The sequence below is a fragment of the Streptococcus ilei genome (assembly GCF_000479335.1).
GTDB lineage: Bacteria > Bacillota > Bacilli > Lactobacillales > Streptococcaceae > Streptococcus > Streptococcus ilei.
Genome location: NC_022584.1, coordinates 1750289 through 1775785 on the forward strand (window position 1 = coordinate 1750289; position 25497 = coordinate 1775785).

The 25497-nt window shown below is 43.3% G+C and carries 25 protein-coding genes, 1 tRNA gene, 1 other RNA gene and 1 pseudogene; 16 read left to right on the forward strand and 12 right to left on the reverse strand.

Annotated elements, in window-relative coordinates:
* Nucleotides 1–370 precede the first annotated feature (370 nt).
* Both N596_RS08320 and N596_RS08325 read right to left on the reverse strand, forming a co-directional pair.
* On the reverse strand, nucleotides 371–886 hold the full coding sequence (locus N596_RS08320) for an HdeD family acid-resistance protein (RefSeq protein WP_042361342.1): 516 nt from the start codon (nucleotides 884–886) through the stop codon (nucleotides 371–373).
* 222 nt (nucleotides 887–1108) lie between these two features.
* Nucleotides 1109–1618, reverse strand: coding sequence for a helix-turn-helix domain-containing protein (locus N596_RS08325; RefSeq protein WP_023027597.1), 510 nt, complete (start codon nucleotides 1616–1618; stop codon nucleotides 1109–1111).
* A gap of 207 nt (nucleotides 1619–1825) precedes the next feature.
* On the opposite strand from N596_RS08325, the gene N596_RS10395 reads away from it, so the two are divergent.
* From N596_RS10395 to N596_RS08340, 4 genes are read left to right on the forward strand one after another with little or no spacing between them, the layout of a single operon-like run.
* Nucleotides 1826–2008, forward strand: coding sequence for a hypothetical protein (locus tag N596_RS10395; RefSeq protein ID WP_075202639.1), 183 nt, complete (start codon nucleotides 1826–1828; stop codon nucleotides 2006–2008).
* A 45-nt stretch (nucleotides 2009–2053) separates the two neighbouring features.
* Nucleotides 2054–3040, forward strand: a complete 987-nt coding sequence (locus tag N596_RS08330; protein ID WP_042361344.1) for a replication initiation protein — start codon at nucleotides 2054–2056, stop codon at nucleotides 3038–3040.
* A gap of 2 nt (nucleotides 3041–3042) precedes the next feature.
* Nucleotides 3043–3231: a DUF3173 domain-containing protein gene (locus N596_RS08335; RefSeq protein WP_000369785.1), complete on the forward strand. Its 189-nt coding sequence runs from the start codon at nucleotides 3043–3045 to the stop codon at nucleotides 3229–3231.
* Nucleotide 3232: 1 nt separating this feature from the next.
* Entirely contained in the window at nucleotides 3233–4360 is a 1128-nt protein-coding gene (locus N596_RS08340) for a site-specific integrase (protein ID WP_023027598.1), read from the forward strand.
* A gap of 83 nt (nucleotides 4361–4443) precedes the next feature.
* Here N596_RS08340 and N596_RS08345 read toward each other — a convergent pair.
* The 3 genes from N596_RS08345 to N596_RS08350 form a co-directional block, all read right to left on the reverse strand.
* Nucleotides 4444–4516 (reverse strand) — tRNA-Lys (locus N596_RS08345).
* 2 nt (nucleotides 4517–4518) lie between these two features.
* A non-coding RNA gene (ssrS, locus tag N596_RS10460) (6S RNA) lies at nucleotides 4519–4712 on the reverse strand.
* A gap of 66 nt (nucleotides 4713–4778) precedes the next feature.
* Complete coding sequence (locus N596_RS08350) at nucleotides 4779–6050, reverse strand: replication-associated recombination protein A (RefSeq protein ID WP_023027599.1); 1272 nt, start codon at nucleotides 6048–6050, stop codon at nucleotides 4779–4781.
* 114 nt (nucleotides 6051–6164) lie between these two features.
* Here N596_RS08350 and N596_RS08355 point away from each other — a divergent pair, with 114 nt between their 5' ends.
* From N596_RS08355 to N596_RS08385, 7 genes are all read left to right on the forward strand, one after another.
* Nucleotides 6165–6635, forward strand: a complete 471-nt coding sequence (locus N596_RS08355) for a DUF3013 family protein (RefSeq protein WP_023027600.1) — start codon at nucleotides 6165–6167, stop codon at nucleotides 6633–6635.
* 17 nt (nucleotides 6636–6652) lie between these two features.
* Nucleotides 6653–7726: a site-2 protease family protein gene (locus N596_RS08360; protein WP_023027601.1), complete on the forward strand. Its 1074-nt coding sequence runs from the start codon at nucleotides 6653–6655 to the stop codon at nucleotides 7724–7726.
* A 22-nt stretch (nucleotides 7727–7748) separates the two neighbouring features.
* Nucleotides 7749–8291 (forward strand): hypothetical protein, encoded by a 543-nt coding sequence (locus N596_RS08365; protein ID WP_023027602.1) that lies wholly within the window; start codon nucleotides 7749–7751, stop codon nucleotides 8289–8291.
* A gap of 49 nt (nucleotides 8292–8340) precedes the next feature.
* Nucleotides 8341–8784, forward strand: coding sequence for an NUDIX hydrolase (locus N596_RS08370; protein WP_023027603.1), 444 nt, complete (start codon nucleotides 8341–8343; stop codon nucleotides 8782–8784).
* On the forward strand, nucleotides 8771–9244 hold the full coding sequence (locus N596_RS08375; protein ID WP_023027604.1) for a GNAT family N-acetyltransferase: 474 nt from the start codon (nucleotides 8771–8773) through the stop codon (nucleotides 9242–9244). The genes N596_RS08370 and N596_RS08375 overlap by 14 nt, the downstream gene beginning before the upstream one ends.
* A gap of 138 nt (nucleotides 9245–9382) precedes the next feature.
* The gene (gene prmA / locus N596_RS08380; protein WP_156023436.1) at nucleotides 9383–10333 is read left to right on the forward strand and encodes a 50S ribosomal protein L11 methyltransferase; all 951 of its coding nucleotides are present in this window, start codon (nucleotides 9383–9385) and stop codon (nucleotides 10331–10333) included.
* A 1-nt stretch (nucleotide 10334) separates the two neighbouring features.
* Nucleotides 10335–11084, forward strand: coding sequence for a 16S rRNA (uracil(1498)-N(3))-methyltransferase (locus N596_RS08385; protein ID WP_023027606.1), 750 nt, complete (start codon nucleotides 10335–10337; stop codon nucleotides 11082–11084).
* A 40-nt stretch (nucleotides 11085–11124) separates the two neighbouring features.
* Here N596_RS08385 and N596_RS08390 read toward each other — a convergent pair whose 3' ends face one another.
* On the reverse strand, nucleotides 11125–13593 hold the full coding sequence (locus N596_RS08390; protein WP_023027607.1) for a bifunctional 2',3'-cyclic-nucleotide 2'-phosphodiesterase/3'-nucleotidase: 2469 nt from the start codon (nucleotides 13591–13593) through the stop codon (nucleotides 11125–11127).
* A 260-nt stretch (nucleotides 13594–13853) separates the two neighbouring features.
* Here N596_RS08390 and N596_RS08400 point away from each other — a divergent pair, with 260 nt between their 5' ends.
* Entirely contained in the window at nucleotides 13854–16073 is a 2220-nt protein-coding gene (locus tag N596_RS08400; protein ID WP_006595074.1) for a RelA/SpoT family protein, read from the forward strand.
* A 203-nt stretch (nucleotides 16074–16276) separates the two neighbouring features.
* Nucleotides 16277–16720, forward strand: a complete 444-nt coding sequence (gene dtd / locus N596_RS08405; RefSeq protein ID WP_023027608.1) for a D-aminoacyl-tRNA deacylase — start codon at nucleotides 16277–16279, stop codon at nucleotides 16718–16720.
* A 293-nt stretch (nucleotides 16721–17013) separates the two neighbouring features.
* Here the strand turns inward: dtd and N596_RS08410 are convergent, their stop codons facing one another.
* A complete protein-coding gene (locus tag N596_RS08410; RefSeq protein WP_023027609.1) occupies nucleotides 17014–17667 on the reverse strand; it encodes a metal-dependent transcriptional regulator in 654 nt (217 codons plus the stop codon).
* Nucleotides 17668–17807: 140 nt separating this feature from the next.
* On the opposite strand from N596_RS08410, the gene N596_RS08415 reads away from it, so the two are divergent.
* On the forward strand, nucleotides 17808–18833 hold the full coding sequence (locus tag N596_RS08415; protein ID WP_042361347.1) for a DUF3114 domain-containing protein: 1026 nt from the start codon (nucleotides 17808–17810) through the stop codon (nucleotides 18831–18833).
* A gap of 109 nt (nucleotides 18834–18942) precedes the next feature.
* On the opposite strand, the gene tpx is transcribed toward N596_RS08415, so the two are convergent.
* From tpx to N596_RS08435, 4 genes are all read right to left on the reverse strand, one after another.
* A complete protein-coding gene (tpx, locus tag N596_RS08420; RefSeq protein WP_023027611.1) occupies nucleotides 18943–19437 on the reverse strand; it encodes a thiol peroxidase in 495 nt (164 codons plus the stop codon).
* An 86-nt stretch (nucleotides 19438–19523) separates the two neighbouring features.
* Nucleotides 19524–20456 (reverse strand): metal ABC transporter substrate-binding lipoprotein/fibrin-binding adhesin FimA, encoded by a 933-nt coding sequence (fimA, locus tag N596_RS08425; protein ID WP_023027612.1) that lies wholly within the window; start codon nucleotides 20454–20456, stop codon nucleotides 19524–19526.
* Nucleotides 20457–20467: 11 nt separating this feature from the next.
* On the reverse strand, nucleotides 20468–21310 hold the full coding sequence (locus tag N596_RS08430; RefSeq protein ID WP_023022124.1) for a metal ABC transporter permease: 843 nt from the start codon (nucleotides 21308–21310) through the stop codon (nucleotides 20468–20470).
* Nucleotides 21307–22029: a metal ABC transporter ATP-binding protein gene (locus N596_RS08435; protein ID WP_023022125.1), complete on the reverse strand. Its 723-nt coding sequence runs from the start codon at nucleotides 22027–22029 to the stop codon at nucleotides 21307–21309. Before N596_RS08435 ends, N596_RS08430 begins: the two co-directional genes overlap by 4 nt.
* Before the next feature lie 148 nt (nucleotides 22030–22177).
* Here N596_RS08435 and N596_RS08440 point away from each other — a divergent pair, with 148 nt between their 5' ends.
* Nucleotides 22178–24073: a M13 family metallopeptidase gene (locus N596_RS08440; protein ID WP_023027613.1), complete on the forward strand. Its 1896-nt coding sequence runs from the start codon at nucleotides 22178–22180 to the stop codon at nucleotides 24071–24073.
* Between the two features lie 141 nt (nucleotides 24074–24214).
* Nucleotides 24215–24442, forward strand: a pseudogene (locus tag N596_RS09800) (M13-type metalloendopeptidase); the annotation flags it as partial.
* A gap of 168 nt (nucleotides 24443–24610) precedes the next feature.
* Here N596_RS09800 and N596_RS08445 read toward each other — a convergent pair.
* Nucleotides 24611–25387, reverse strand: a complete 777-nt coding sequence (locus tag N596_RS08445) for a glycyl-radical enzyme activating protein (protein WP_023027615.1) — start codon at nucleotides 25385–25387, stop codon at nucleotides 24611–24613.
* Nucleotides 25388–25497 lie beyond the last annotated feature (110 nt).

Genomic DNA, 25497 nt, shown 5'->3' on the forward strand with positions numbered 1-25497 from the left:
AAATAATTTCATGTGGCGCGAATTGTAAAAACCTTGGACACATTTACCTCATGTACCAACTTACAGGCGGAGTGTTTGATGATTGGTAATAAAGAATGGGTGTTGAAACATTCAAGTTATTATCATACTGAGAAAGATGGAACAACAAAACGAGTTGAGTTCAATGCAACTAAGCAACCGGAAGAACTGAAGAATAAGATTATACAATAGAAAAAGCGAGCCTAAAACTCGCTTTTTTTATTTAATCTAATAGCTCCTTATTTTCAATTAAAAGTTCTAATGGAATGCGAAAAAGTGATAATTAAAGAGACGAAAAAGCTGAGAATATGATTTCCCAGCTTTTTTGAATGCGATAGAAATAGCAACTAGACTATTTACGAAAGGCCTCAATAATGTAGGTGAAGCCAGTAACTAAAACTGAAAAGGCAATGACATAAACGACAAAGACACCTGTAGCCACTGGATTGAACAGAATCACTAGACCTAGTAAAAATTCAAGCAAGGCTACCCACGTGATATTGCTACCAATAATAGGGAAATTCAATCTTAGACGATTGCCTTTAAAGAAAGCAATAATGGCTTCTACAATTAACCAAATTCCTACAATGGTCGGAATGACGACCGGCAGGGTCACAAAGCCATAAGCAACGAGGTAAAGAGCTAAGAGAAGACTAACAAATCCTTGGAAAAGATAAACAGGTGAGCGAAGCTCTTTTGGTGCAGAGAAATAGCCTAAAATAGCTGCTATAGAAGAAACCAGTAAACCAAATGAAATCCACCAGCTGTAAGCAACAAGATTAGCTACTGGGTTTGTAAATAGGAAAAGTCCTAAAAGGACAAAAACAACTCCTGCAAGGAATAGCAGTAAACGATTAGAAAATTTCATTTCAATACCCCCTATATAGTATAGTTTTCTAATAAAACTATTATACTTATTTTTATAGAAAATGTCAATAAAATAAATAAACAATTTGGAAGTTTCAGTCTGACTTACAAAAAGAAAAGGAGTTTTCACTCCTTTTCACAGATTTAAGACAAAGTCCTTATAAAAGTGTCTTCTAAAGATTTTAACTTCAATCTGAAGCGAGGATATCCTCGCTTTTTTTATTTAATCTAATAGCTCCTTATTTTCAATTAAGAGCTCTAGTGGAGATTTATCCCTTGCTTCAATAAAACCAGGTTCATATTGGTTATGAAGTGTTCTTTTCTGAGAAGTTGGATCAATATACAACTCATCTCCATCTTCTGTGTATAGTTGGTTGCCTCTTGTTAAGTAAAGTAAATCCTCTAAGTACTGTCCATCAGTTTCTAGAAAATCTTCGATATATTTGACAGCTTTTAAAATCTCACTTACTTTATCAGAGTATTCATTAGATTCAAGAACACTCTTTTCTAACTCAATCTCTTTACTCGTTCCAAAAAGTTGAGTTGGAGTTGCATTAAAATATTCTGCTATCTTATCCAAATTTGCAAAGGTAGGATAGCTTTTTTGTTTTTCATAATCAGAGATGGACTGTTTACCGATTCCTAAATCTTCAGCTAGTTGAGTTTGACTTACTCCTTTTTCTATGCGTAGGCGTGCCAAATTGGGTCCAAAATTTTGAATAATAAAGGTCATGGGAAACTCCTATTTTTATTTTTAACTTATTTTATCACCTATAAACTTACAAATCAAGTTTTTAGTTGACTGTTCTAAATATTTTTTATAAAATATATTTATAACTTATAAATAAGTTATAAATGATACAAAATGGTTCATAAGTTTAGGAATAGTGAGTGAGGAGGAAGTTGAGGAAGAGACTATGACTTATGACTATTCGAAGCTTTGGAGCTAGAAATTGTGTGGACAAGGACAAGGGACGAGCCTGACGGGAAGTCAGGCGAAGTCCTGCAGAGTGCCGTTCAGACAATTTCTAGCCAAGCAAAAGCTGGCTATTCTAACAGCCAGCAAAAAGGGACACTTAGGACAACGTCCAAAGAACGACGGAACGAGCAAACGTTGATTTGACGGTGTTTCTGAGTCCTAAAAAATCTAAAAGAAAGGGGGACAATTTTGTTGGTTTCTATACAAGATTTAAGAAGCATTCAAGAACGATGTGATGTAGGAGAATTAGTACAGCGGTTAGATGTCAGTATTGATAGACTAACGGTTATCTGGGATACAGATACTGATTCCCTAAGACGGATTTTCAAAAATCTGAAACAGGCAATAAGTACAAGAGTTGATTCATTTGAAATACATGATAACGTACGAGATGATGTATTTACTTTAGCTAAAGATTTTAATGAGTATGATTCAATCAATATTATATTTTTTCAATTATCCACTTATGGAAATGAACAATTGATTCGAATTGATTTCAATCCTAATACTTTAAAAGAATTTGATGGAATGAAAGTATGGAGGCAATTAATGTACTTTGCTAGATTGAATTCATTGACAGTACGTTTGTCTCGTTTTGATTTGGCATTTGACATTTTCAATAGGCCTGAAATCGTTAATTTGCAACATATTAAAGGTGGTGTTACCCATAAGGTCTTCTATGGTAGAGGGGGTGAATTAGAGACGAAATATTGGGGTTCTAGCGGTAGTAATGTACAAGTTAGGTTATATGATAAGAATAAAGAAATCATTGCTCACAAGCGCGATGAGAAGCTAGATTTGGCTGTAAATCCGTTTTGGTGGAGACTGGAATTCCAACTTAGAACCAAAGCGATTGGGGAGGAGATGGTCCAAGATGTTATGAATCGACTTGATAATTTCGGATTTTATAAGCTAGAACATATTCGAGTGGAGCAAAGAGCATTTACAATTATCTTTCTCAACAATCCTGAACTGTTATCATTGGCTTTTCCAAATTTAAAATCAGACAGCATCAAAAAGAAAAAAACAAGAGTCCGCAAACTATTGAGAGAAGAAACGAATCAATTTGCGGAAGAATTAAAAGAAGTATTAATACAGAATCTCCCTAAATTAAATACAGAATTACAACTACTTGTAGGCGAGTTTCTGAATTTAGAAAATAAATCAGGAGGATAACTATGGATAATAATTTAATTAGCAACAAAGAATTAATTGAAATGGGCTATCGCCCTCACACTGCAAATGATATCATCCATCAGGCAAGAGAATTACTTGTATCACGAGGCTATACATTTTATAATCGTAAACGTTTGATGGTTGTTCCAAAAAGTGTTGTAAATGAGATTCTAGGAACTGAGGTGGCGTAATATGGCAAGTGTTCGTTATCGAAAGCGAGGAGATAGTAACTTATGGACCTATGAAATTCGTAACGAAGGAAAAACTGTTGCTCATAATAGCGGTTTTAAAACAAAAAAACTTGCAGAGTCAGAAGCTGAGCCAATTCTGCAAGAACTTCGTTTAGGGAAAAGAATTTCTAGAGATATTTCTCTTGTCGATCTATATCAAGAATGGCTTGAACTAAAAATTCTACCGAGTAGTAGGTCGGAAGAGACAAAGAAAAAATATCTTCTCCGTAAAAACACAATTGAAAGATTATTTGGAAATAAAAAAGTCACTCAAATTCGTGCGAGTGAATACCAAAGAATAATGAATAAGTATGGTCAAACAGTTGGTAGAAATTTTCTTGGTAGATTGAATACTGGAATTCATCAGAGCATCCAAATGGCAATTGCAGACAAAGTTCTAATAGATGATTTTACACAACATGTCGAGTTATTTTCATCCAAAGAACAACAGATGACAGAAGAGAAATATTTACATACAGAAAAGGACTATCTGGATTTACTTTTAGCAGTAAAGAGAAAATTTGATTACCAACGTTCAATTGTTCCTTATATCGTCTATTTTCTACTAAAAACAGGCATGAGGTTTGGAGAGTTAATAGCGTTAACTTGGAATGAAGTTGACTTTGACAGAGGACTGCTAAAAACATATAGGAGGTTTAATACCCTTTCTCATAAATTTGTCCCTCCAAAAAACAAAACGTCTATTCGGATGGTACCGATAGACGAAGAATGTATTAAGATATTACAAGTCCTAAAAATTGAACAAGAGAAAGCTAATAAAGAGCTAGGAATCAAGAATAGGTATAAAATGATTTTTCAGCATTATGGATATATTCACTTGGTACCAGACATTGCAAGTGTCAATAAAGCTTTGAGTGTTCTTTTAAATGAATTAGATATTTATCCAATTATCACGACAAAAGGAGCACGCCATACCTATGGAAGCTACCTCTGGCACAAAGGATTTGACCTTGGAGTAATTGCAAAAATTCTAGGGCATAAAGATATTTCAATGTTAGTAGAAGTATATGGTCATACACTACAAGAGAAGATCAATGAAGAATTTGATAACGTTAGAAAACTTTTGTAATTATTTGGTACAAATTTTGGTACAAAAAACAAAATGACAAACAAAAAAGCCTGATATATCAGGCTTCCTGTTGATTTATTGGATGCCCCCTGCAGGGCTCGAACCTGCGACCCATAGATTAAGAGTCTACTGCTCTACCAACTGAGCTAAGGAGGCAAAAAAAAGCTGTATTGGTGCCGAAACTTCACGGTTTGTATTGAACCCGCGCAATTAAGCAGGTGGGCAACTTGCTCTAACTGAAGCTGCTTCCGCGTGATACGGCCTGCATGCTGTTAGAAGTCCTTTGTTTCCCTAATAATACAAAAAATAGTCGGTCAACACTTAAGTGTGAAGTCGTACACCACAGCGTTTCTATATGTATATGATACCATATTTCAAAAAAATTTCAAGGGAAAATCTCAATTTTTTGGAACCGATATCATCTTTTCTTGAGTTGATCAATCTTCTCTTTTGTCGCTCCTAGGGCTCGCTCGTATTTGCCATTTTCATTAGGAGTAAAATAGGAGACCCCCTTCAGCTTGTCTGGTAGATAGTCCTGTTGGACCCAATTGCCAGGATAATTGTGAGGGTATTTGTAATCTTGGGCATTCCCCAAGGTCTTGCTTCCGGCATAGTGGCCATCCCGTAAATGGCGAGGGATGGGAAGGTTGCCTGACTTCCGGAGGTCTGCCAAGGCCTTGTCCATGGCGACGTAGGCTGAATTGGACTTGGGTGAAAGGGCTAGGTCGATGACGATGTTGGCGATGAGGATACGGGCTTCGGGGAAGCCGATGCGCTCAGCGGCCTGAAGGGCTGTCACTGTATGGATCTGGGCATCTGGATTGGCCAGGCCGATATCCTCGTAGGCAATGACCGTCAAGCGACGAGCTAAGCTGGGTAGATCACCGGCCTCGATCAAGCGGGCTGCATAGTGGAGACTGGCATCAACATCGGATCCGCGGATGGATTTTTGAAGAGCAGAGAGGACATCGTAGTGGCCATCTCCATCCTTGTCCATGGTGATATAGCTCCGCTGGAGGCTATTTTCCATGATGTCGAGACTGATGTGGCGAACGCCATTCTCCCCTTCCTTAGTAGAGAGGACGGCTAAATCGAGAGAATTATAGGCAGAACGTAGGTCCCCATTGGTCGAAGTGGCGATGAAATCCAAGGCATCCTCGTCGAGGGTAACAGGAAAGTCAAAGCCCCGCTCGGGATCGCTAAGCGCCAATTGGATAGCCCCTTTGACTTGCTCATTGGTCAAGGGTTCCAGCTCAAAAATCTGTACCCGACTGCGAATGGCAGGCGTCACGGAGAAGAAAGGATTCTCAGTTGTTGCCCCAATCATGATGACCAGACCGCTCTCCAATAAAGGCAAGAGAAAATCTTGCTTGGTTTTATCGAGGCGATGGATTTCATCCAAAAGCAGGACTAAGCCGCCTGAAAACTTGGCTTCCTCTGCGATCTCTTGCAGGCGTTTTTTACTGTCTACGGTTGCATTGAAGGTCCGAAAAGCATACTTGGTCGTACCCGCGATGGCAGAAGCAATACTGGTCTTGCCAATCCCTGGTGGGCCAAAGAGAATCATGGACGAGAGACGATTGGCCTCCACCATGCGGCGGATGATTTTCCCTGGGCCGACCAGGTGCTCTTGTCCGATGACCTGATCGATGGTTTTGGGGCGCATGCGCAGGGCGAGATTGTCCGGCATGAGGGTCTCCTTTCTAGCTTTGTCTCCTTTAAAAGAGGCAGTTTTTATGGTAAGATTGTAGTAACTATTGTATCATATTCCGCTCTAAGAGTGGGAAATTAGAAAGAGGACACGATGTCTAAATATGGATTTTTGGATGTTTTAGAAGAGGAAATGGAAAAGGTCTTTCCCTTTGACTTTGAGATCAATTGGGATAAGAAGAATCATGCGGTAGAAGTGGCTTTTCTCTTAGAAGTACAAAACACAGGAGGGGTTGCCTTGGTCGATGAGTCGGGCGAAGAATCTGACGAGGATATCTTCTTTGAAGAAGCCGTCATCTTCTACAATCCAGCCAAGTCGCATGTGGAAGAAGATGCCTATTTAACAGCCCTTCCGTATGAGCCGAAAAAAGGCTTGTCTCGAGAGTTTCTAGCTTATTTTGCGACCTTCCTCAAAGATACAGCCGAGCTGGCCTTGGATGACCTCATGGATTTCTTAGCAGACGAAGAGGCAGAGAGCTTTGAGATCGTCTGGAACCAAGAAGTCTTTGAAGAAGGAAAAGTCGGCCTAGAAGAAAGCACCTTTTACCCTTATCCGAGATATTAGGAATAGTGGGAGACTTTATGAAAAAAATTGGGATCTACCTGGTTTACGGTCTATCGTTTCTTCTCTTGATGGCTGCTTTTGCCTTGGGGACGATCGCCTTTACGGAGTTAGGTTTTCAACTGGTTTTTGTACCGGGCTATCTCTTCACTTTTTCTAGCATTTATCTCATTTTCATTCTCCATGAACTGGGGCATGCTTTTTGTGGCTATCTGACGGGCTATCGGCTCGTCGCTTTAGGCTTGGGAAATTTTCTCCTGACTAAAAAAGCAGGGAAGTTTCGTCTTAGCCGCACGGCCACTCTGAAAAATGTCGGTGCCCAGTATATTGGACTAAAAGAGGATGAAAGTGACCAACGAATGATTCTGATGCTTTCCGGTGGGATATTGGTTCATTTGACTTTACTTATCGTATCCATCCTTTTTGGAGTTCTGACACAGAGTTGGTATTTTGCAGGCAATTGGATTTGTCTCAATCTCTCCTTCATTTTGGCCAATGCTCTCCCCCTTGGGATTACAGATGGAGCCAAAATTTTAGAATTGATGCGCCATCCTGAAAATGTACCCTATGCTTATCTCGGACTGCGCCATTCTGCTCAGACCTTGCTAGCGCCAGAAGACTACGATCTAAAAGACTTTGTTAGACCTGTTTCTGAGGAGGCGCAAGGAGGTTTTGTGGAGGGAGTCTTAGCCCTTCAGGGAGAAGTCTACATCCTAGAGGGCAATCGAGAGGCGGCTAAAGAGCAGTTTCAGGCTTTACTGGAGAGGGCAGATAATCCGATGATTCAAACGGCCGCTCAGTTATCCCTCTTGCATATCGCCTTATTGGAAGGAGATGATGAGAAAGCAGAGGAGTACGCGACCATTCGGCGAGTCAAGTCTTTTTTGTCGATGAAAATGACCAATATACAAGCGGTCCAAGCTTGGTATCAATTTATGGTCAAGAAGGATTTGGACCGGACACACAAGGCGATCAAGCTTGCCAGACAGAAAATGGATGTAAGTCGCATGTTGCGAGATGAGAAAGCCTATTACCAGCAGTGGTTAGATGAGTTGGAGCAAGCTATACAGGAAGAACAGACTCAGGTAGGCTGATAAAAGGAAAGAGAGCTGTCCGATGTTTCAGATATTTAAGCGGTTATGTAGTAAAAAATTCCAAACATCACAAGAGCATGAGTCGATCCTTCCTCGAAATCGATTTGCAGATCTAGATTTCGAGCGAGTATTGAAGTCTGGAACTTGTGACCGTATTGATGAGGTGGGTCACTGTGTTGAGGATGGTGAAATCACACTATTTGACTTTTCGATAGACTTTGCAGAATTTGAATTCATAGGTGCTTTCAAAATTGAGGAAGAAGACCAGTTTCAGCAACTATTAGCTCGTTTAAATAGTATTGACAATGCCATTCAGTCTTGTTTGGAAAGTGAGATGAAGCAACCCATCCCTCAGTTTGCCAAGGATCTGGGCTATACTCAGAAGAGGTGGGAGAAAACCTTCTACTTCCATCCTTGGGTATTAAGTTTTGAGGAAAATCCGCCTAATCTTCGATATGTCGCAGATTATGTAAATGATGAGTTTACCGTTTATTTTGCTAAAAAACATGGTAGATGGCAGGCATACTGGGATGCAGAGTGTCAAAAGGTGATTGAAGAAAGCTAGCCAGGGTTTTCTCATAAAGTAGTTGTTATGATATGAAAAGGTCAGTATCATGGAATTATTGGATCAACAATTGGATTTTACGGGTTGCAAGATTGCCTTGATTTGTGGAGATAGGATTTTAACCATACTACGTGATGATAAGGAAAATATCCCTTGGCCCAATAAGTGGGAGTTGCCAGGTGGTGGCCGTGAAGGGACCGAAAGTCCTTTTGAGTGTGCAGCGCGTGAAGTTTATGAGGAATTGGGAATTCATTTAGATGAAGACTGTCTGCTTTGGAGCAAGATTTATCCTAGCGTAATCTTTAAAGACAAGCAATCGGTCTTTATGGTTGGTCAGCTAAGACAAGAACAATTTGACAATATTACCTTTGGGAATGAAGGACAGGCCTATAAACTGATGCTTATTGAGGAATTTTTGAAGTCTAAACAGGCAGTGCCTCAGCTACAGGGGAGATTGAGGGATTATTTGGAGGAGAATTATGATAAGACTTGAGAGAGTAGGAGCGGAAGATTTAGAAACCATCATTACTATTCAAAGAGCCAGTTTTAAGGCGGTCTATGAGAAATACCAAGATGAGTATGATCCTTATCTGGAGGACCGCGAACGAATCAAGTGGAAACTGGTAGAACGTCCTAATAGCTATTACTACTTTGTGAAAGAAGATGAAGAAAAGATTGGTTTTTTACGAATTCAGACCAATGAAGAGCTAACGAATGCTTGGTTAGGAACAGCAGCGATTTTGCCTCAGTATCAAGGACAAGGGTATGGATCTAAAGGTTTAAGCTTACTGGAAAAAGAATTTCCAACCGTCACACAGTGGGATTTGTGTACGGTATTACAGGATTCGGGCATGGTTGCTTTCTATGAGAAGAATGGCTACCATCAAACCCATATCGAGCCTGAAAAAGAAGGCATGGATATGGTCTACATGAAAAAAATGATAGAGAAATAGAAAGGATGGTTCGGTTACATTTCTAAACTGAACCCGCCCTAAACACTGTGCCAAAAAAGATAAACTTCTCTTAGACACAAGCGTCTTCGGAGAAGTTCCTATTTTGGCTTTGTGTTTTACGGGCTTGGTATCTTAATGATGGAAACATGGCAAGAGTTAAAAGTTACAGTCAAGCGTGAGGGAGAGGAGTTGGTTTCCAATCTCCTAATTGAGTTGGGAGCGCAAGGTGTTGCGATTGAAGACAGCATGGACTATGTGGGGAATGTGGACCGTTTTGGTGAGATTTTCCCTGAAGTCGAGCAACAGGAAGAAATCGTTGTGACCGCCTACTACCCTGAAACGGTGGATGTAGCAGTGGTTGAGGCAGACTTGCAGGCTCGTTTGGCAGAATTGACCGATTTTATGGATCTGGGCGAGGTCAAGATGGGCACGACCGCCTTGGCTGAGGAAGACTGGGCCGACAACTGGAAGAAATACTATGAACCAGCTCGCATCACTCATGATTTGACCATTGTACCGTCATGGACGGACTATGAGGCGACGGCGGGAGAAAAGATTATCAAGTTGGACCCTGGTATGGCCTTCGGAACAGGAACCCACCCGACGACCAAGATGAGCCTCTTTGCCTTGGAGCAGGTTCTTCGTGGTGGCGAAACAGTGCTAGATGTAGGGACGGGTTCAGGGGTTCTTTCTATTGCAAGCTCGCTTCTAGGTGCCAAGGAAATTTTCGCCTATGACCTAGACGATGTAGCAGTTCGAGTCGCTCAGGAAAATATTGAGCTCAATCCTGGCATGGAAAACATCCATGTAGCACCGGGCGATTTGCTCAAGGGGGTAGAGATTGAGGCCGATGTCATCGTGGCCAATATCTTGGCAGATATCCTCATTCATCTGACAGACGATGCTTATCGTTTGGTCAAGGACGAAGGTTATCTTATCATGAGTGGCATTATCAAGGACAAGTGGGACATGGTCCATGAGTCCGCAGAAGCTGCTGGATTTTTCCTTGAAACTCACATGATCCAAGGAGAATGGAATGCCTGTGTCTTCAAGAAGACCAAGGATATCTCTGGTGTGATTGGAGGTTAGCATGCAACAGTATTTTGTAAAAGGTAGTGCTAGCTCACCAGTCACTATCGAGGACAAGGAAACCAGCAAGCATATGTTTCAGGTCATGCGCTTGAAGGAAGATGATGAGGTTACACTAGTCTTTGATGATGGGATCAAGCATTTGGCGCGCGTGGTTAATGTGGAGGCTCGTCAGTTGGAGCTAATCAAAGAATTAGCTGACAATGTGGAACTACCTATTCAAGTGACCATCGCTTCAGGCTTTCCCAAGGGAGACAAGCTCGAGTTCATCACTCAAAAGGTGACAGAACTAGGTGCTAGTCAAATCTGGGCCTTTCCTGCAGACTGGTCAGTTGCCAAGTGGGACGGCAAGAAATTGGGTAAAAAGGTCGAGAAACTAGAAAAAATCGCCCTTGGAGCAGCCGAGCAAAGCAAGCGGAATCTTGTTCCAAACATTACCCTTTTTGAGAAAAAGGCAGACTTTCTAGCCCAACTCGACCAGTTTGACCGCATCGTGGTGGCCTATGAAGAGTCGGCCAAAGAAGGCGAAAGCGCTGCTCTAATTCAGTCACTGACTGGACTGGAAGCTGGAAGCAAACTGCTCTTTATCTTTGGTCCGGAAGGTGGGCTCTCACCTGCGGAAATTAAAAATTTTGAAGCTAAAGGAGCAGTCCTGGCAGGACTTGGCCCTCGGATTCTTCGAGCAGAAACAGCACCACTCTATGCTCTTAGCGCAGTGAGTGTTGTCACAGAATTAATGAAAAACGCGTGAAGGTGATCTTCACGCGTTAATTTTTTTGACTAGGAAAGAATTAATTTTCTTCTTTCTTACGAGATGGAAGAAGGAAGCCAAGACTAGTCATCACTAATCCGACAAGGGCCAAGATAGAAGCACGTTCTCCTGTTTCAGGCAAGATTTTTTCGCTGATAGAAGAAGCGAATGCTGGCTTAGCAGTTTCTTGGCGAGCTTCTACAGGGCGAGTTCCTTCTTGACTTGGTGCAGGAAGGGTAATGGTTTGTTGGCTATGAGACAGGGTGATGGTTTCATCTTGTGCCGGTTTCTGATGGTTCGGTACAAAGACAAATGAAGGGTTTCCTGTTTCAGGACTTGTTGGTTTTTCTGGTTTTGTTTCAGGTTCTACTTTTGGTTCCACATAAACAAAGCGGAATTCTCCGAATCCTTCTTGTTTAGACGGTTCAAGGTAGACGACATCTCCGTCTTTACCAATTAGCTCCTTGGCTTTATCAGCGGTCAAGAAGCGAACATCCACCCCCTTGATGCTGCTTGTAAAGCGCCAGTTACCGTCTGCGCTTGGATTGATATTCTTTTCTTCCAAGATATAGTTAATGATAGCTTGTCGATTTTCCAATCCAAGGAGTTGATTCAGGCTAGCATCGCGAACGCCTGGGAATTTTCCGTTAGCTCGGTAGTTGTTGGTAACAACGATAAATTCTTGATCCGCAGTTACTTCTTTTCCTTGGTATTTCAAGTTGCGAACACGGCTAGCGTCTGGGTTAACCGTTTTTCCTTCGCGGTCGTATTTATTTGGCTGGGTCACGTCGAACTCATAGGTCACGCCATCGATGACGTCAAAGTTGTAGGTCCGGTAGTTAGGGTTGACAAGTTGTTGAGGCTCTTTGCTAGTTGGGTCGATCGTGTTGAATTGACCAGCAGACATTTCCAACCATTCCTTGAGTTGGCCACCAGTCACCTTGAGGATGGCAGTGACATTATCATAGAGATAAAGGTCAGCGACGTTCTTGATAGCGATTGGGCCAGCTGGGATATCTGTGTAGGCAGTAGCATCTCCACGTGTCCCCGCCTTAAATGGTGCCGCAGCAGAGAGGATTGGAAGGTTGGCTTCTGGAGTTCCTGCCAACTCTTTCTTAGCATACCAAATCTGTGCATTGTTCACGATTTGGACAGATGGATCATCCTTCACAAGGGCGAAGTAGCTAGTGATTGGAGCAGAAGTAGTTCCGACTTGTTGGCGGACGTATTTGACGGTTCCTTCATGCGCCTCTTTCGCAATCTCGGTGATGCGCTCATCGGCTACTTTTGATTTGGTGTCGATCTTGCGGATGGCAGCCTTGCTTCCGACAACAGACCATTTGCCGTCCGTGTAGCGGAGGTTGAGGTCGATCACCCCGAGGTGGTCGCCGTATTTTCCAGCCATGGTAACCGGTGTGCCGTTGATTTTACCGTTTACACCGTCGACACCAGCATATTTTTCGTAGAAGCCAGTTCCATTTCCACTAGGGAATTCTGCGTGTGAGTGTCCTGTTACGACAGCGTCAACACCTGGGAGGCTAGCGATTTGGTAGCCTTCGTTTTCTTCGCCTTTTTCATATTTGTCATCTCCGATACCAGAGTGAGAAAGGACGAGGACGACATCTGCTCCGGCTTTGCGCATTTCTGGGATGATGGCTTGGATGGCTTCGACGGAGTCATTGACTTTGACCTTGCCTTCGAGGTTGGACTTGTCCCAGCTGAGGATCTGTGGAGGGACGATCCCTGTTACCCCAATATTAACATCGACGGAACGACCGTTTTTGTCAGTATAGGTCTTTTTAATGATCTTATATGGGTCGTAGACAAATTTACCAGTCTTTGCATCCACAACGTTGGCATTGACGATCGGCATACCAGCTGTTGCGATGACCTTTTTAAGGTAGTCTAGTCCGTAGTTAAATTCGTGGTTTCCAAGCGTTCCTGCATCAAAGCCCAATTTTTGAAGAGCTGTATACATCGGGTGTTGCTCACCATCTTTGATAGGATTGACGATGGCCTTGTAGGTCCCAAGAGGAGTTCCTTGGATAGTATCTCCGTTATCAACGAGGAGGACATTGCTGTTTTCTTTTTTTGCATCTTCGATCAAGACAGCAGTTTTTGCCAGACCGACGTTTTGTGCGGGTTTGTCTTGGTAATAGTCATAGTTGACCAAGTTGGTATGAAGGTCCGTTGTCGCAAGGATACGGACATCGACTTCTTGCCCCTCAACTGGAGTGTTCGCTTTTGCGTCACTGGCACTATTTTGAGGTGCAACAGGAGTCGCTTCGGTTGCTGTAGCAGTGGTTTCTCCGCTAGCTATCGAATTGCTATTGCTAGCTGTTGCTTCAGAGCTAGTCGCAGGAGACGCAGGAGTTGCGGCCTCTGTGACAGCAGTTGCTGACGAATCAGTTGCGCTTGAGCTTGTCGCTTCATCTGCCTGGGCAGTAGTTGTTGCCAAGAAAGCAGCAGCAAGGCTGAATAGGGCAGCCTGTTTACGGAATGATGACATGGTTGTCCTCCTAAATAAAATGATGTCTTTCTATTATATCTTATTTTGTTCAGAATGGATTCGTTTTCTTATTTTTTATATATTACAAATTGATGAATTTAGTAAAAAAATGGAATCTTTATGAAAAAAGACAACCTACGTTCGGGATTTCTAGCTGATATTGCTGGAAAGCTCCTCAAATAGCATGAAAGTCAATCGGACTAGTTTTCATATAGAGCTAAAAGTGATAGAATAGAAGGCAAGAAAGTGGAGAAAACTAGATGCCGAAAGAAGAACCTTTAACAGGGGGCCAGGTTATTGCCCTTACCAAAAAATACTTGTCAGGAGAGGATGTTGCATTTGTAGAAAAAGCCCTCCTTTATGCGGTCGACTGCCATAGTGGGCAATTCCGTAAATCAGGTGAACCCTATATCATCCACCCTATTCAAGTTGCCGGCATTTTGGCAAAATTGAAGTTGGATGCTGTGACCGTTGCCTGTGGTTTTTTGCACGACGTTGTCGAGGATACAGACGCGACCCTAGATGATTTAGAACGCGAATTTGGACATGATGTCCGAGTGATTGTTGATGGAGTGACCAAGCTCGGGAAGGTCAAATACAAGTCCCATGAAGAGCAGTTGGCAGAGAACCACCGCAAGATGCTCATGGCCATGTCTCAAGATATCCGTGTCATTTTAGTCAAGCTAGCAGACCGCTTGCACAACATGCGGACTTTGAAGCATTTACGCAAGGACAAGCAAGAACGGATTTCCCAGGAAACCATGGAAATCTATGCACCGCTAGCCCACCGTCTCGGGATTTCTAGCGTCAAGTGGGAATTGGAAGATCTATCCTTCCGTTATCTGAATGAAGTCGAGTTCTATAAAATTTCCCATATGATGAAGGAGAAGCGTCGCGAGCGGGAAGCCTTGGTAGAAGAAGTTGTCCAAAAGATCGAGTCCTATGCGGCAGAACGCCACCTCTATGGGAAAATCTATGGTCGTCCTAAGCATATCTACTCCATCTACCGCAAGATGCAGGATAAGAAGAAGCGCTTTGATGAAATCTATGATTTGATTGCCATTCGCTGTATCCTAGAATCACCGAGCGATGTCTATGCCATGCTGGGCTATATCCACGAGTTGTGGAAGCCGATGCCAGGCCGTTTCAAGGACTACATCGCCAATCGGAAGGCCAATGGTTACCAGTCCATCCATACCACTGTTTACGGTCCAAAAGGTCCCATCGAGTTCCAGATCCGTACAAAGGAAATGCACGAGGTTGCTGAGTACGGGGTTGCGGCACACTGGGCTTATAAGAAAGGAATCAAGGGCCAAGTCAACAGCAAAGAATCGGCTATTGGGATGAACTGGATCAAGGAGATGATGGAACTCCAAGACCAGGCGGATGATGCCAAAGAATTTGTAGATACGGTCAAAGAAAACTATCTAGCCGAAGAGATTTATGTCTTTACCCCAGATGGAGCGGTTCGTTCTCTTCCAAAGGATTCTGGACCGATTGACTTTGCCTATGAGATTCATACCAAGATCGGGGAAAAAGCGACTGGTGCCAAGGTTAATGGCCGTATGGTTCCTTTGACTACCAAGCTGAAAACGGGTGACCAGGTTGAAATCATCACCAATCCAAATTCATTTGGACCAAGTCGTGACTGGCTCAATATCGTCAAGACCAGCAAGGCCCGCAATAAGATCCGCCAATTCTTTAAGAACCAAGACAAGGAACTCTCGATCAACCGTGGACGAGAGTTGCTCATGGCCCAATTCCATGAGCATGATATGATTGCCAACAAGTTCATGGATAAGAAGCACATGGACAAGGTCTTGCAAAAGACCAGCTACAAGACCGAAGAGGCCTTGTTTGCGGCCATCGGTTTTGGAGAAATCGGAGCCATCTCTGTCTTTAATCGTTTGACGGAGGAAGAGCGTCGAGAAGAGGAAAAGGCCAAGGCGCGTGCAGAAGCTGAAGAACTGGTCAAAGGTGGCGAAGTCAAGGTTGAAAACAAAAAAGACACCCTCAAGGTCCGCCATGAAGGTGGCGTGGTCATCCAAGGGGCTTCTGGTCTCTTGATCCGGATTGCTAAGTGTTGCAATCCCGTCCCAGGAGATACAATTGTCGGTTACATTACCAAAGGACGTGGGGTTGCCATTCACCGTCAAGACTGTATGAACCTGCGGGCCCAAGACAACTACGAGCAACGCTTGATCGACGTCGAGTGGGAAGACAATAACACGACCAAGGATTACATCGCCCATATCGATATCTACGGCCTCAACCGTGCAGGCCTTCTCAATGATGTCCTTCAAGTCCTCTCCAACACGGCTAAGATGATCTCAACTGTCAATGCCCAACCAACCAAAGATATGAAATTTGCCAATATCCACATTTCCTTCGGGATTCCAAACCTGTCTATGTTGACAACGGTTGTGGATAAGATTAAGAGTGTGCCGGAGGTGTACTCTGTTAAGCGTACCAACGGCTAGTCGGCTGCTCAGTTATCTTTTATTGCTTCGTTAGCTCGCCTCGCCGTACTCCAGTACTGTCTTCGTCTCGCTGCCTTGCCCTAAAAGCAACTGAACAGCCTTTGGTTTTCGGATAGTCTGCCTGCTTTTCATCGCCTTGTTTGAAGTCGATGTTCTTTGAAGCTTAGTGGTGAGCCCAATAGATTGTATAATAGGATAATAAGATGAAATTAGTAATTCAACGGGTCAAAAGGGCCTCGGTTTCTATTGATGGTCAAGTTTATAGTCAGATTCAAGAAGGACTTCTTCTCTTGGTGGGAGTGGGTCCGGATGATGACCAAAAGGACCTGGAATACGCAGTACGAAAGGTCACGCAAATGCGAATTTTCTCGGATGAAGAAGGGAAGATGAACTTATCTGTTAAGGATATTCAAGGAGAAATCCTCTCGATTTCTCAATTTACCCTCTTTGCCCAGACAAAAAAAGGCAATCGTCCAGCCTTTATTGGGGCAGCCAATCCAGAGATGGCTAGCCAGCTCTATGATGATTTTAATGATTTGTTAGAAAAGGAAGTCCCTGTCAAACGAGGGGTCTTCGCTGCAGATATGGCAATTGAACTCATCAATGATGGCCCAGTGACCATCATCCTCGATACGAAAAATCCATAAAAAAACAAGCCCTTGATTAAAAGGCATGTTTGAATGTAGACAAATTACTTTTTACTTAGGATAGCTGGATAATTTTTCAAAAAAATTCTTATATTACTCTGGATTGTCAAAGTAAATCCGAAACTTTCCGCTGTGAGAAAAATGCTTGAAACATTGTTGTTTCAAGCATTCGGGAGTTTTGAAACCTTAGGTTCAAAACTAAGTCATGGAACTTCGTAGAAGTTCGCTGACGTCCGTACTCACCTAAGGAAAGTTTCTAGGAATACTATTTCTTCAATCTGACATGCCCTTTATCAAAGGGCATGTTTTTCTATGTAAAGTTGTTGGGCAATCAGATGATTGATTTGGATGTCTTGGTCTTTGATCTGGAGATGATAGAGGCCGGTGTAATCATCATAGCCTTTGAAGAGAATGACATCTCCAATGGTCAGCTGGATCTGGTCTAAAAAATTCAGCAATTCAAAGCTATCCTGGACTCTTCGCAAACGATAGGTTCCCGGTTCGCTGACATCACTCAAACGGTCCTGGTAAGCCTCGATGAGAAGTTTTCCTTTGGGTGGAATGGTTCCTCCATGGGGGCAGGTTTTGGGAGTGTCTAACATCTGGTCAAGTTTATCGATAAAGCGGTCGGAGACAGTATGTTCGAGCACTTCAGCCTCTTCATGGACTTCTTCAGTCGTATAGCCCAGTTTTTTGAGCAAGAACACTTCAATCAAGCGGTGCTTGCGAAAGAGATCGGAAACCGTTTGGAGGCCGAGCTTGGTTAGCAGATAGCCGTGGGTCTTGTCCTTGATGAGGAGATTCTCCGAGATCATGCGTTTGACCATCTCAGTCACGGCTGGAGGCGAAACCTGCATCCGGGCCGCAATCTCTTTGTTACTAATTTTTTCATGTTGCGTGCCGATTTCATAGATGCACTTGAGGTAATCTTCTTTATTTGGTGTCATAGGGTCCTCTTTTCTTCGCTTCTTCTAGTATATCAAAAAAAGCGCGAAATGGCTTGGCCAGTGGATAGGAATTGTCTGGGAGGGAGAAAGATGATAGTATAGAAGCATAAACCGAGAACAATATGGAAAGGAGGGTGCAAATGCAGCGACAGGAATTGGAAAAACTGGGCTGGACGACCAGAGGTCTCAGCTACTTAGAAAAACAACTGCAGTCTTGCGAAGATGAAGCAACAAGGCAAGACTCTTACCGCTCTGTCTTCGTCTTTGCCAGTCCTCTTTTCCAAGAGATGTGGCAGAGAGAACTGCAAGGGTTGACGGAAGGCCGTGCCCAGGCCCTCTTAAGAGGGGTCATGCACCTCTGTCTCATGCCACGGGATTTATCGGGAACCTGTGAGGAGACTGCCTTCTTACTGAAGCGGTTCTGGCCAGATTGCCCGCCTCATTCGTCTTTTTGGTCCTCTTTTTCAAGAGTGGTTCAAGTAGCATTTGCTCAGGATCCATTAGCCAGCAAAGCAGGAGATCAGCTCTTAAAACGACAGGTTCACCAGTTTCGCTATCTGCTCTCTGCCTACCAGGCCCAGTGGATTCGGGAGCATTATGCCAGAGCGGGGCAGACTGATGAAGAGGCGCTACAAGCTTACTTGCAGGAGACAAAAGGGATCAAAATCGATGCTTATGCAGCAGCTCGTCTCCATAATAAGGTCTATGTGGATCAAGATGGCCAACTTGCTTTCCCATCTCGTGCTCAGGCCCAGTTGAATTTTAAGGTATTGCTCAACTTTCATACAGAGTATATCCTGGATCAGGGTGGCCAGTTTCTCAACGAAGTGGATCCGTATCAGATTTCTGAAAATGGCATTGTCAATGGAGCCAGTTTCAACTATGGCTTAGCCAAAGGCCATACCCATAAGGACTTGGATATCGATCCCGTTAAACCGTGGGATCCAGCTTTTCGCAAGAAGGTTCTCTATCAGCAAGGTGTTCGCTATCTAGCTCCGAAGAATGATCGCAGTATTGAAGGCTACTGGAGTCGGAAGGGAACCTTTGCACAAGGAGGCAAGAGCTATAAGCAACAAGTAGCAAAGCGCGTGCGGAGTTTCCTCAGAGGCATCCCACGCTTACGCTGGCGACTTTTACTCAAGAATGGGCTCCATCGGATTTTATAGTAGTCCTCTTTCGGATTGAAGAAAAAGGCCTCTTAGAAACTCACCTAAGGAAAGTCTCTGAACAGATTTTGTAGATAAAGTAAAAAGAGGTCCTAGACCTCTTTTTACTTTATCCAAGTGCTTTGACGGCTTCGATTGCCGCGTCGTAATTGGGTTCGCTGTTGATGTTGTCTAGGTATTCGACGTAAGTGACCTTGTTGTCTGCATCTAGGACCAAGACAGCGCGTGCGAGCAAATGCCATTCATTGATCAAGAGACCATAGGCTTTCCCGAAGGAATGGTCGAAGTAGTCTGAAAGCATGATGGCATTTTCAATCCCTTCTGCAGCACACCATTTGCCTTGAGCGAAAGGAAGATCGACAGAAACCGTCAAGACGACAGTATCTTCCATGTCAGAGAGGGCCTGGTTGAAGTGGCGTGTTTGAGTGGAACAGATCCCTGTGTCAATAGATGGGATCACGCTGAGGACTTTTTTCTTGCCAGCAAAATCAGCCAAAGATTTTTTCTCCAAGTTAGGAGTGGTCAGTGAAAAGTCGTGAGCAGTATCGCCAACTTGAAGTTGAGAGCCGGTAAAGGTAACAGGGTTTCCTAAAAATGTTGTCATAGAAAAGACTCCTTTTTCTTTTCATTGTACATCAATGAAGGGGGAAGAGCCACTGATTTGTTTGAGAATCTAATGAGTTTGGAACCTTATTTGTTCAAACCTTCTGCGATTTTCTCTAAATTCCATTTCATCATGCTGTAGTAGCTGTCGCCTTCTTCCCCTTCTTTGGCAATCGAGTCAGTGAAGATCTTTGCAAAGATAGGGATATTGGTATCCTTAGACACAGTTTTCATAGGACGCTCATCGACACTGGATTCGACAAAGAGGGACGGTACTTTGGTTTGACGCAATTTCTCTACTAGCGTTTTGATTTGTTCGGGTGTCCCTTCTTCTTCCGTGTTGATTTCCCAGATATAGGCAGATGGGACGCCGTAGGCTTTGGAGAAGTACTTGAAGCAGCCTTCACTGGTCACGATCATCTTCTTATCCTCTGGGATGTTCTTGAATGCTTGCTTGGCTTCTTGGTCCAGCTTACTGAGTTTTTCAGTATAGGCTGCTAGATTTTTTTCGTAGAAGTCCTTGTTTTTTGGATCTTTTGCGATCAATTGTTTGGCAATGTTTTTAGCGTAGAGAATCCCGTTTTCGAGATTGAGCCAAGCATGAGGGTCTTCTTTTCCAGCTTGGTTTTGGCCTTCTAGGTAGATGACGTCGACTCCCTCGCTAGCGGCGAAATAGTCCTTGTTTTCTACTTTATTGGCATTTTTGACCAATTTAGTAAACCAAGCATTGCCACCAGTTTCGAGGTTAATCCCATTGTAGAAGATCAGGTCTGCTTGTGAAGTTTTTTTGACATCTTCTGGTAGCGGTTCGTACTCGTGGGGATCTTGGCCGACAGGGACAATACTGTGGAGCTCGATTTTATCCCCAGCGATATTTTTGGTCATATCGGCAAGGATGGAGTTGGTGGTGACCACTTTCAATTTATCAGATGAGGACTTGGAAGAAGAGTCTTTGCTACAAGCCAGTAATCCAAATAAGAGCGCCACAAAGAGGGCGAGGACAGAAGCGATTTTTTTCATGTGTTTCTCCTTTAATGAGGTGAAAGAGCGTGCTTATTCTTTCTCTGCTTAGGAGCGATAAAGAAGCTGATGAGAAAGAAGATGGCAGAAGTGAGGACGATACAAGACCCGACAGCGATGTTGAAACTGTAGCCAATAAAGAGTCCTAGGATAGAGGCTAGGGCACCTAATCCGGATGAAAGGAGCATCATGGACCATAGGCTATTGGCATAGAGGTAGGCTGTCGCAGCAGGTGTGATGAGCATGGCGACGATGAGAATGGTTCCGACACTTTGCATAGCAGTGACAGAAACCAAAGTCAAGAGCACCATGAGGAGGTAGTGATAGAGCTTGACCCGGACGCCCATGGATTGAGCCAGAACGGGGTCAAAAGAAGTGAGCAGTAGGGGACGAAAGAGCAGGACAATCACCAGTAAGACTGCCACCCCAACACCGATGGTTATCCACATATCCTGGTCTTGCACGGCCAAGATATTTCCAAAGAGGATGTGGAAAAGGTCGGTGGAACTTTTAGCGACTCCGATCAGAATGACTCCTAAGGCGAGGAAAGAAGAAAAGGTAATCCCAATTGCAGTGTCGCTCTTGATGATGGAGTTGCTCTTGATATAGGTGATGAGGATGGAAGCTAATAGCCCAAAGGCAATGGCGCCAATAAAGAAATTGATGCCCAGGATAAAGGACAGAGCCACCCCTGGAAGGACTGCGTGCGAGATGGCATCTCCCATAAGAGACATGCCTCGTAAAATGATGAAACATCCGACAGCTCCAGCGATAATCCCGATAGCAATGGCTGTGATCAGGGCATTCTGTAAGAAGTGGAATTGCTGTAATCCATCGATAAATTCTGTAATCATCCGACTCCACCTCCTATAAAGAGTTCATGCCCATAGGCTGCATGCAGATTCTCTTTGGTAAAGGTTTCCTCTGTTTTCCCAAAAGCAATCAGTTTGCGATGAAGGAGGAGGACTTGGTCAAAGTAAGCTGGAACCTTGCTGAGGTCATGATGGACGATCAGAATGGTCTTGCCTTCTTGTTTCAAGGTCTGGAGGGTCTGCATGATGATGTCTTCGCTGACAGAGTCAATCCCAGCAAAGGGCTCATCCAAAAAAATGACATCTGCTTCTTGGACCAAGCAACGGGCGATCAGCACCCGTTGGAATTGACCACCGGATAGTTGACCAATCTGGCGATCTGCTAGATCAAGAAGATTGACAAGTTTCAAGGCATCTTCCACCTTTTGGAGATCCTCTTTGCTTTTTCTCTTGAAGATAGAAAGATGGGGGTAGAGGCCTAGTGAGACACACTCCCGCACCGTGATGGGGAAGTGGAAATCAATAGCTGTCTTTTGTTCGACGTAGGCCACTCGTTGAAGAACTTGGCCGAGATCTTGTTGATCGAGCAGGACCTTTCCCGAATGAGGGAGAAGTCCTAGCATGGCCTTGATCAGGGTTGATTTCCCCGCACCGTTGGGTCCAAGAATTCCTAGGATGGTTGGACCCTGGATGGTGAGGGAAAGATCCTCCAAGGCCAGTGTTTGCTGGTAAGCAACACTTAGATGTTCAATTTGAATCATGATTTTACTCCTTTACCATTAATATACATGAACGAAAAAATTAAGTCAAGTTAATTTTTAAAATAATTTAGATTAAATCTTTTGTAATCATTGAAAAATAGACCTATTTTTGATAAGGTTAATAGAAAAGAATGAAAGTGAGAAGATTATGGTACGTTTACAAGATGATTTTTATGATTACGTCAATGGGGAATGGGCTGAGACAGCTGTTATTCCTGATGACAAACCGTCAACTGGTGGTTTTATGGACTTGATCCAAGATATCGAAAACTTGATGTTGGATATTACCGGAAAATGGCAACGGGGAGAAGAGCTGCCCGAAGACAGTATTCTGCAAAACTTTGTCAAATACCACAAAATGGTGGCAGATTTTGATGCACGGGAAGCAGCTGGTGTGGCTCCGGCTATGCCCTTGATCAATGAAATCAAGGCTCTATCTTCTTTCGAAGACTATACCAGCAAGTTGGGCACCTATGAGCTAGCTGGCAAACCAAATCTCATGCCATTTAGCGTGTCACCAGACTTTATGAATGCCCAAATGAATGTCTTGTGGGGAGAAGCACTCGGTTTGATTTTGCCTGATACAACCTACTATGAAGAAGGCAATGAAAAAGGCCCAGAGTTATTGGCTGTTTGGCGTCAAATGGTTGAAAAACTCTTGGCAAAATTCGATTTCTCAGAGGAAGAAATCAAGGATATACTGGATAAGGTCATTGCGGCCGATGCAGAATTGGCCAAATATGTCTTGTCAAATGAAGAAAAATCCGAGTACAACAAACTCTACCATCCTTATGAATGGGCAGATTTCAAGGCCTTGGTTCCAGAATTGCCACTTGATACCTTCTTTACAGAAGTGATTGGACAAACACCAGATAAAATCATCGTGCCGGAAGAGCGTTTTTGGAAGGAATTTGCGCCAAAATTCTACTCAGCAGCCAACTGGGAAACCCTTCATGCTAAATTGAAACTCGGCGCAGCTCTTTCTTGGACTTCCTTCTTGACCGAAGAAATCCGTGTCTTATCTGGTGAATATGGACGGACCATCACAGGGACACCAGAAGCACGTCCGAAAGAAAAGGCAGCTTTGGCTTTAGCAGAAGGGCCTTATAGCCAAGCGCTTGGCCTTTGGTATGCGGGCGAAAAATTCTCACCAGAAGCGAAAGCAGACGTAGAGCATAAAGTAGCGACTATGATTGAGGTCTACAAGGATCGTCTGGAAAAAGCAGACTGGCTTGCTCCTGAAACCCGCGAAAAAGCCATTGTTAAACTCAATGTCATCACACCGCATATCGGCTACCCTGAAAAATTACCAGAAACTTACGCTAAGAAGATCATCGACGAGAGCAAGACCTTGGTGGAAAATGCTCAAAAATTGGCGCAAATTTCGATTGCCCATGTCTGGAGCAAGTGGAACCAACCAGTCGATCGGAGTGAGTGGCACATGCCAGCTAATATGGTCAATGCTTACTATGATCCGCAACAAAACCAAATCGTTTTCCCAGCAGCGATCTTACAGGCGCCTTTCTATGACCTTCACCAATCGTCATCAGCTAACTACGGCGGAATCGGTGCGGTCATTGCCCATGAAATCTCCCACGCCTTTGACACCAATGGAGCATCCTTTGACGAGCACGGTAGTTTGAAAGATTGGTGGAAGCCAGAAGATTACGAAGCCTTTACTGCTCGCACGCAAAAGGTCATCGATCAGTTCGAAGGCCAAGACTCTTACGGTGCTAAGATCAACGGGAAATTGACCGTTTCTGAAAATGTGGCAGACCTCGGAGGAATTGCCGCAGCCCTTGAAGCCGCTAAGAAAGAAGCAGACTTCTCTGCAGAAGAATTCTTTACCAACTTTGCTCGCATCTGGCGCATGAAAGCTCGACCAGAGTACATGCAACTCCTCGCAAGTGTCGATGTCCACGCACCAGGAAAACTCCGTACCAATGTCCAATTGCCAAACTTCGACGAATTCTTTGAAACCTTTGATGTCAAAGAAGGCGATGGCATGTGGCGTGCCCCAGAAGACCGCGTGATCATTTGGTAAACTAAGATACTAAGCCCGTAAAAAAAGCGAGAAGAAAATAGGAGATTGACGATGTGGGCCATGCCCACAAGTCAATCTCTCTTTTTCTCGACGCTCGTGAAAGAATAAAAAAATCCCAACGTACAAGTTACTAAGACGACTGAAGCAGACTTCTCTGCAGAAGAATTCTTTACCAACTTTGCTCGCATCTGGCGCATGAAAGCTCGACCAGAGTACATGCAACTCCTCGCAAGTGTCGATGTCCACGCACCAGGAAAACTCCGTACCAATGTCCAATTGCCAAACTTCGACGAATTCTTTGAAACCTTTGATGTCAAAGAAGGCGATGGCATGTGGCGTGCCCCAGAAGACCGCGTGATCATTTGGTAAACTAAGATACTAAGCCCGTAAAAAAAGCGAGAAGAAAATAGGAGATTGACGATGTGGGCCATGCCCACAAGTCAATCTCTCTTTTTCTCGACGCTCGTGAAAGAATAAAAAATCCCCAAAGTCAAGTTTCGCGACTGAAACTAGTCTTTGGGGATTTTTTTGAATGGATTAGAAATAGCAGTGGATGTCATGATCTAAAAAAATTTGCTGGTAGTCATATAAATCTTCTGGATGCAGAGCTTTTATTCCTTCCATTTCATAGCGACGTCCTAAAAGTTTGTATTTGTTTTCTCCAAACTGGTGAAATGGGAGAAGTTGTACTTCATCGATGTTAAGCGAATTAAAAAGAGAAGCAAATTCTTCAGCATCGTTTAGCGAGTCATTGAAATTAGGAATGACTGGAATACGTAAAACGATTGTTTTGTTTTGAGCAAAGGCATAATGAATATTTTTAATAATCAGATGATTGTTGACTCCGACAACCTTCTTATGTTTAAGTGTATTGTAATGTTTAAGGTCTGTATAAATAAAATCAACATACTGAATGAGATCGACAAATTTCTCATGTTCAACAAAAGCTGTCGTTTCGATTGCAGTATGAAGTCCAACTTCTTTCGCAGCTTTTAAGATAGATTTGGCAAATTCAAATTGAGCAAAGATTTCTCCACCAGACAGGGTAATGCCACCACCAGATTCTTCATAGAAGTCAACGTCTTTTAAGACATCATCTATGATTTCTGTGACTGTTTTTTCTTCTCCCGTGATAGTTTCCTTTTTAGTAACAGCATCCAACATTTTTTCAGGATTTGCACGTTGGGATTCAGGATTGGAGCACCATGGACAACGCAGGGGACATCCTTTTAGAAATACAGTAGTTCGGATGCCAGGGCCATCATGGATACTAAAGTGTTGGATGTTAAAGATAATGCCACGATTTTGTTCCATATTTTGCTCTCCTATCAATCTAGTAAGTCTATTATACATTATTTAAGAAACTAATTCAATTACGAACGAAAGTTTATTTTGTTTTGAATTCACTCGAAAATTTGCTAAAA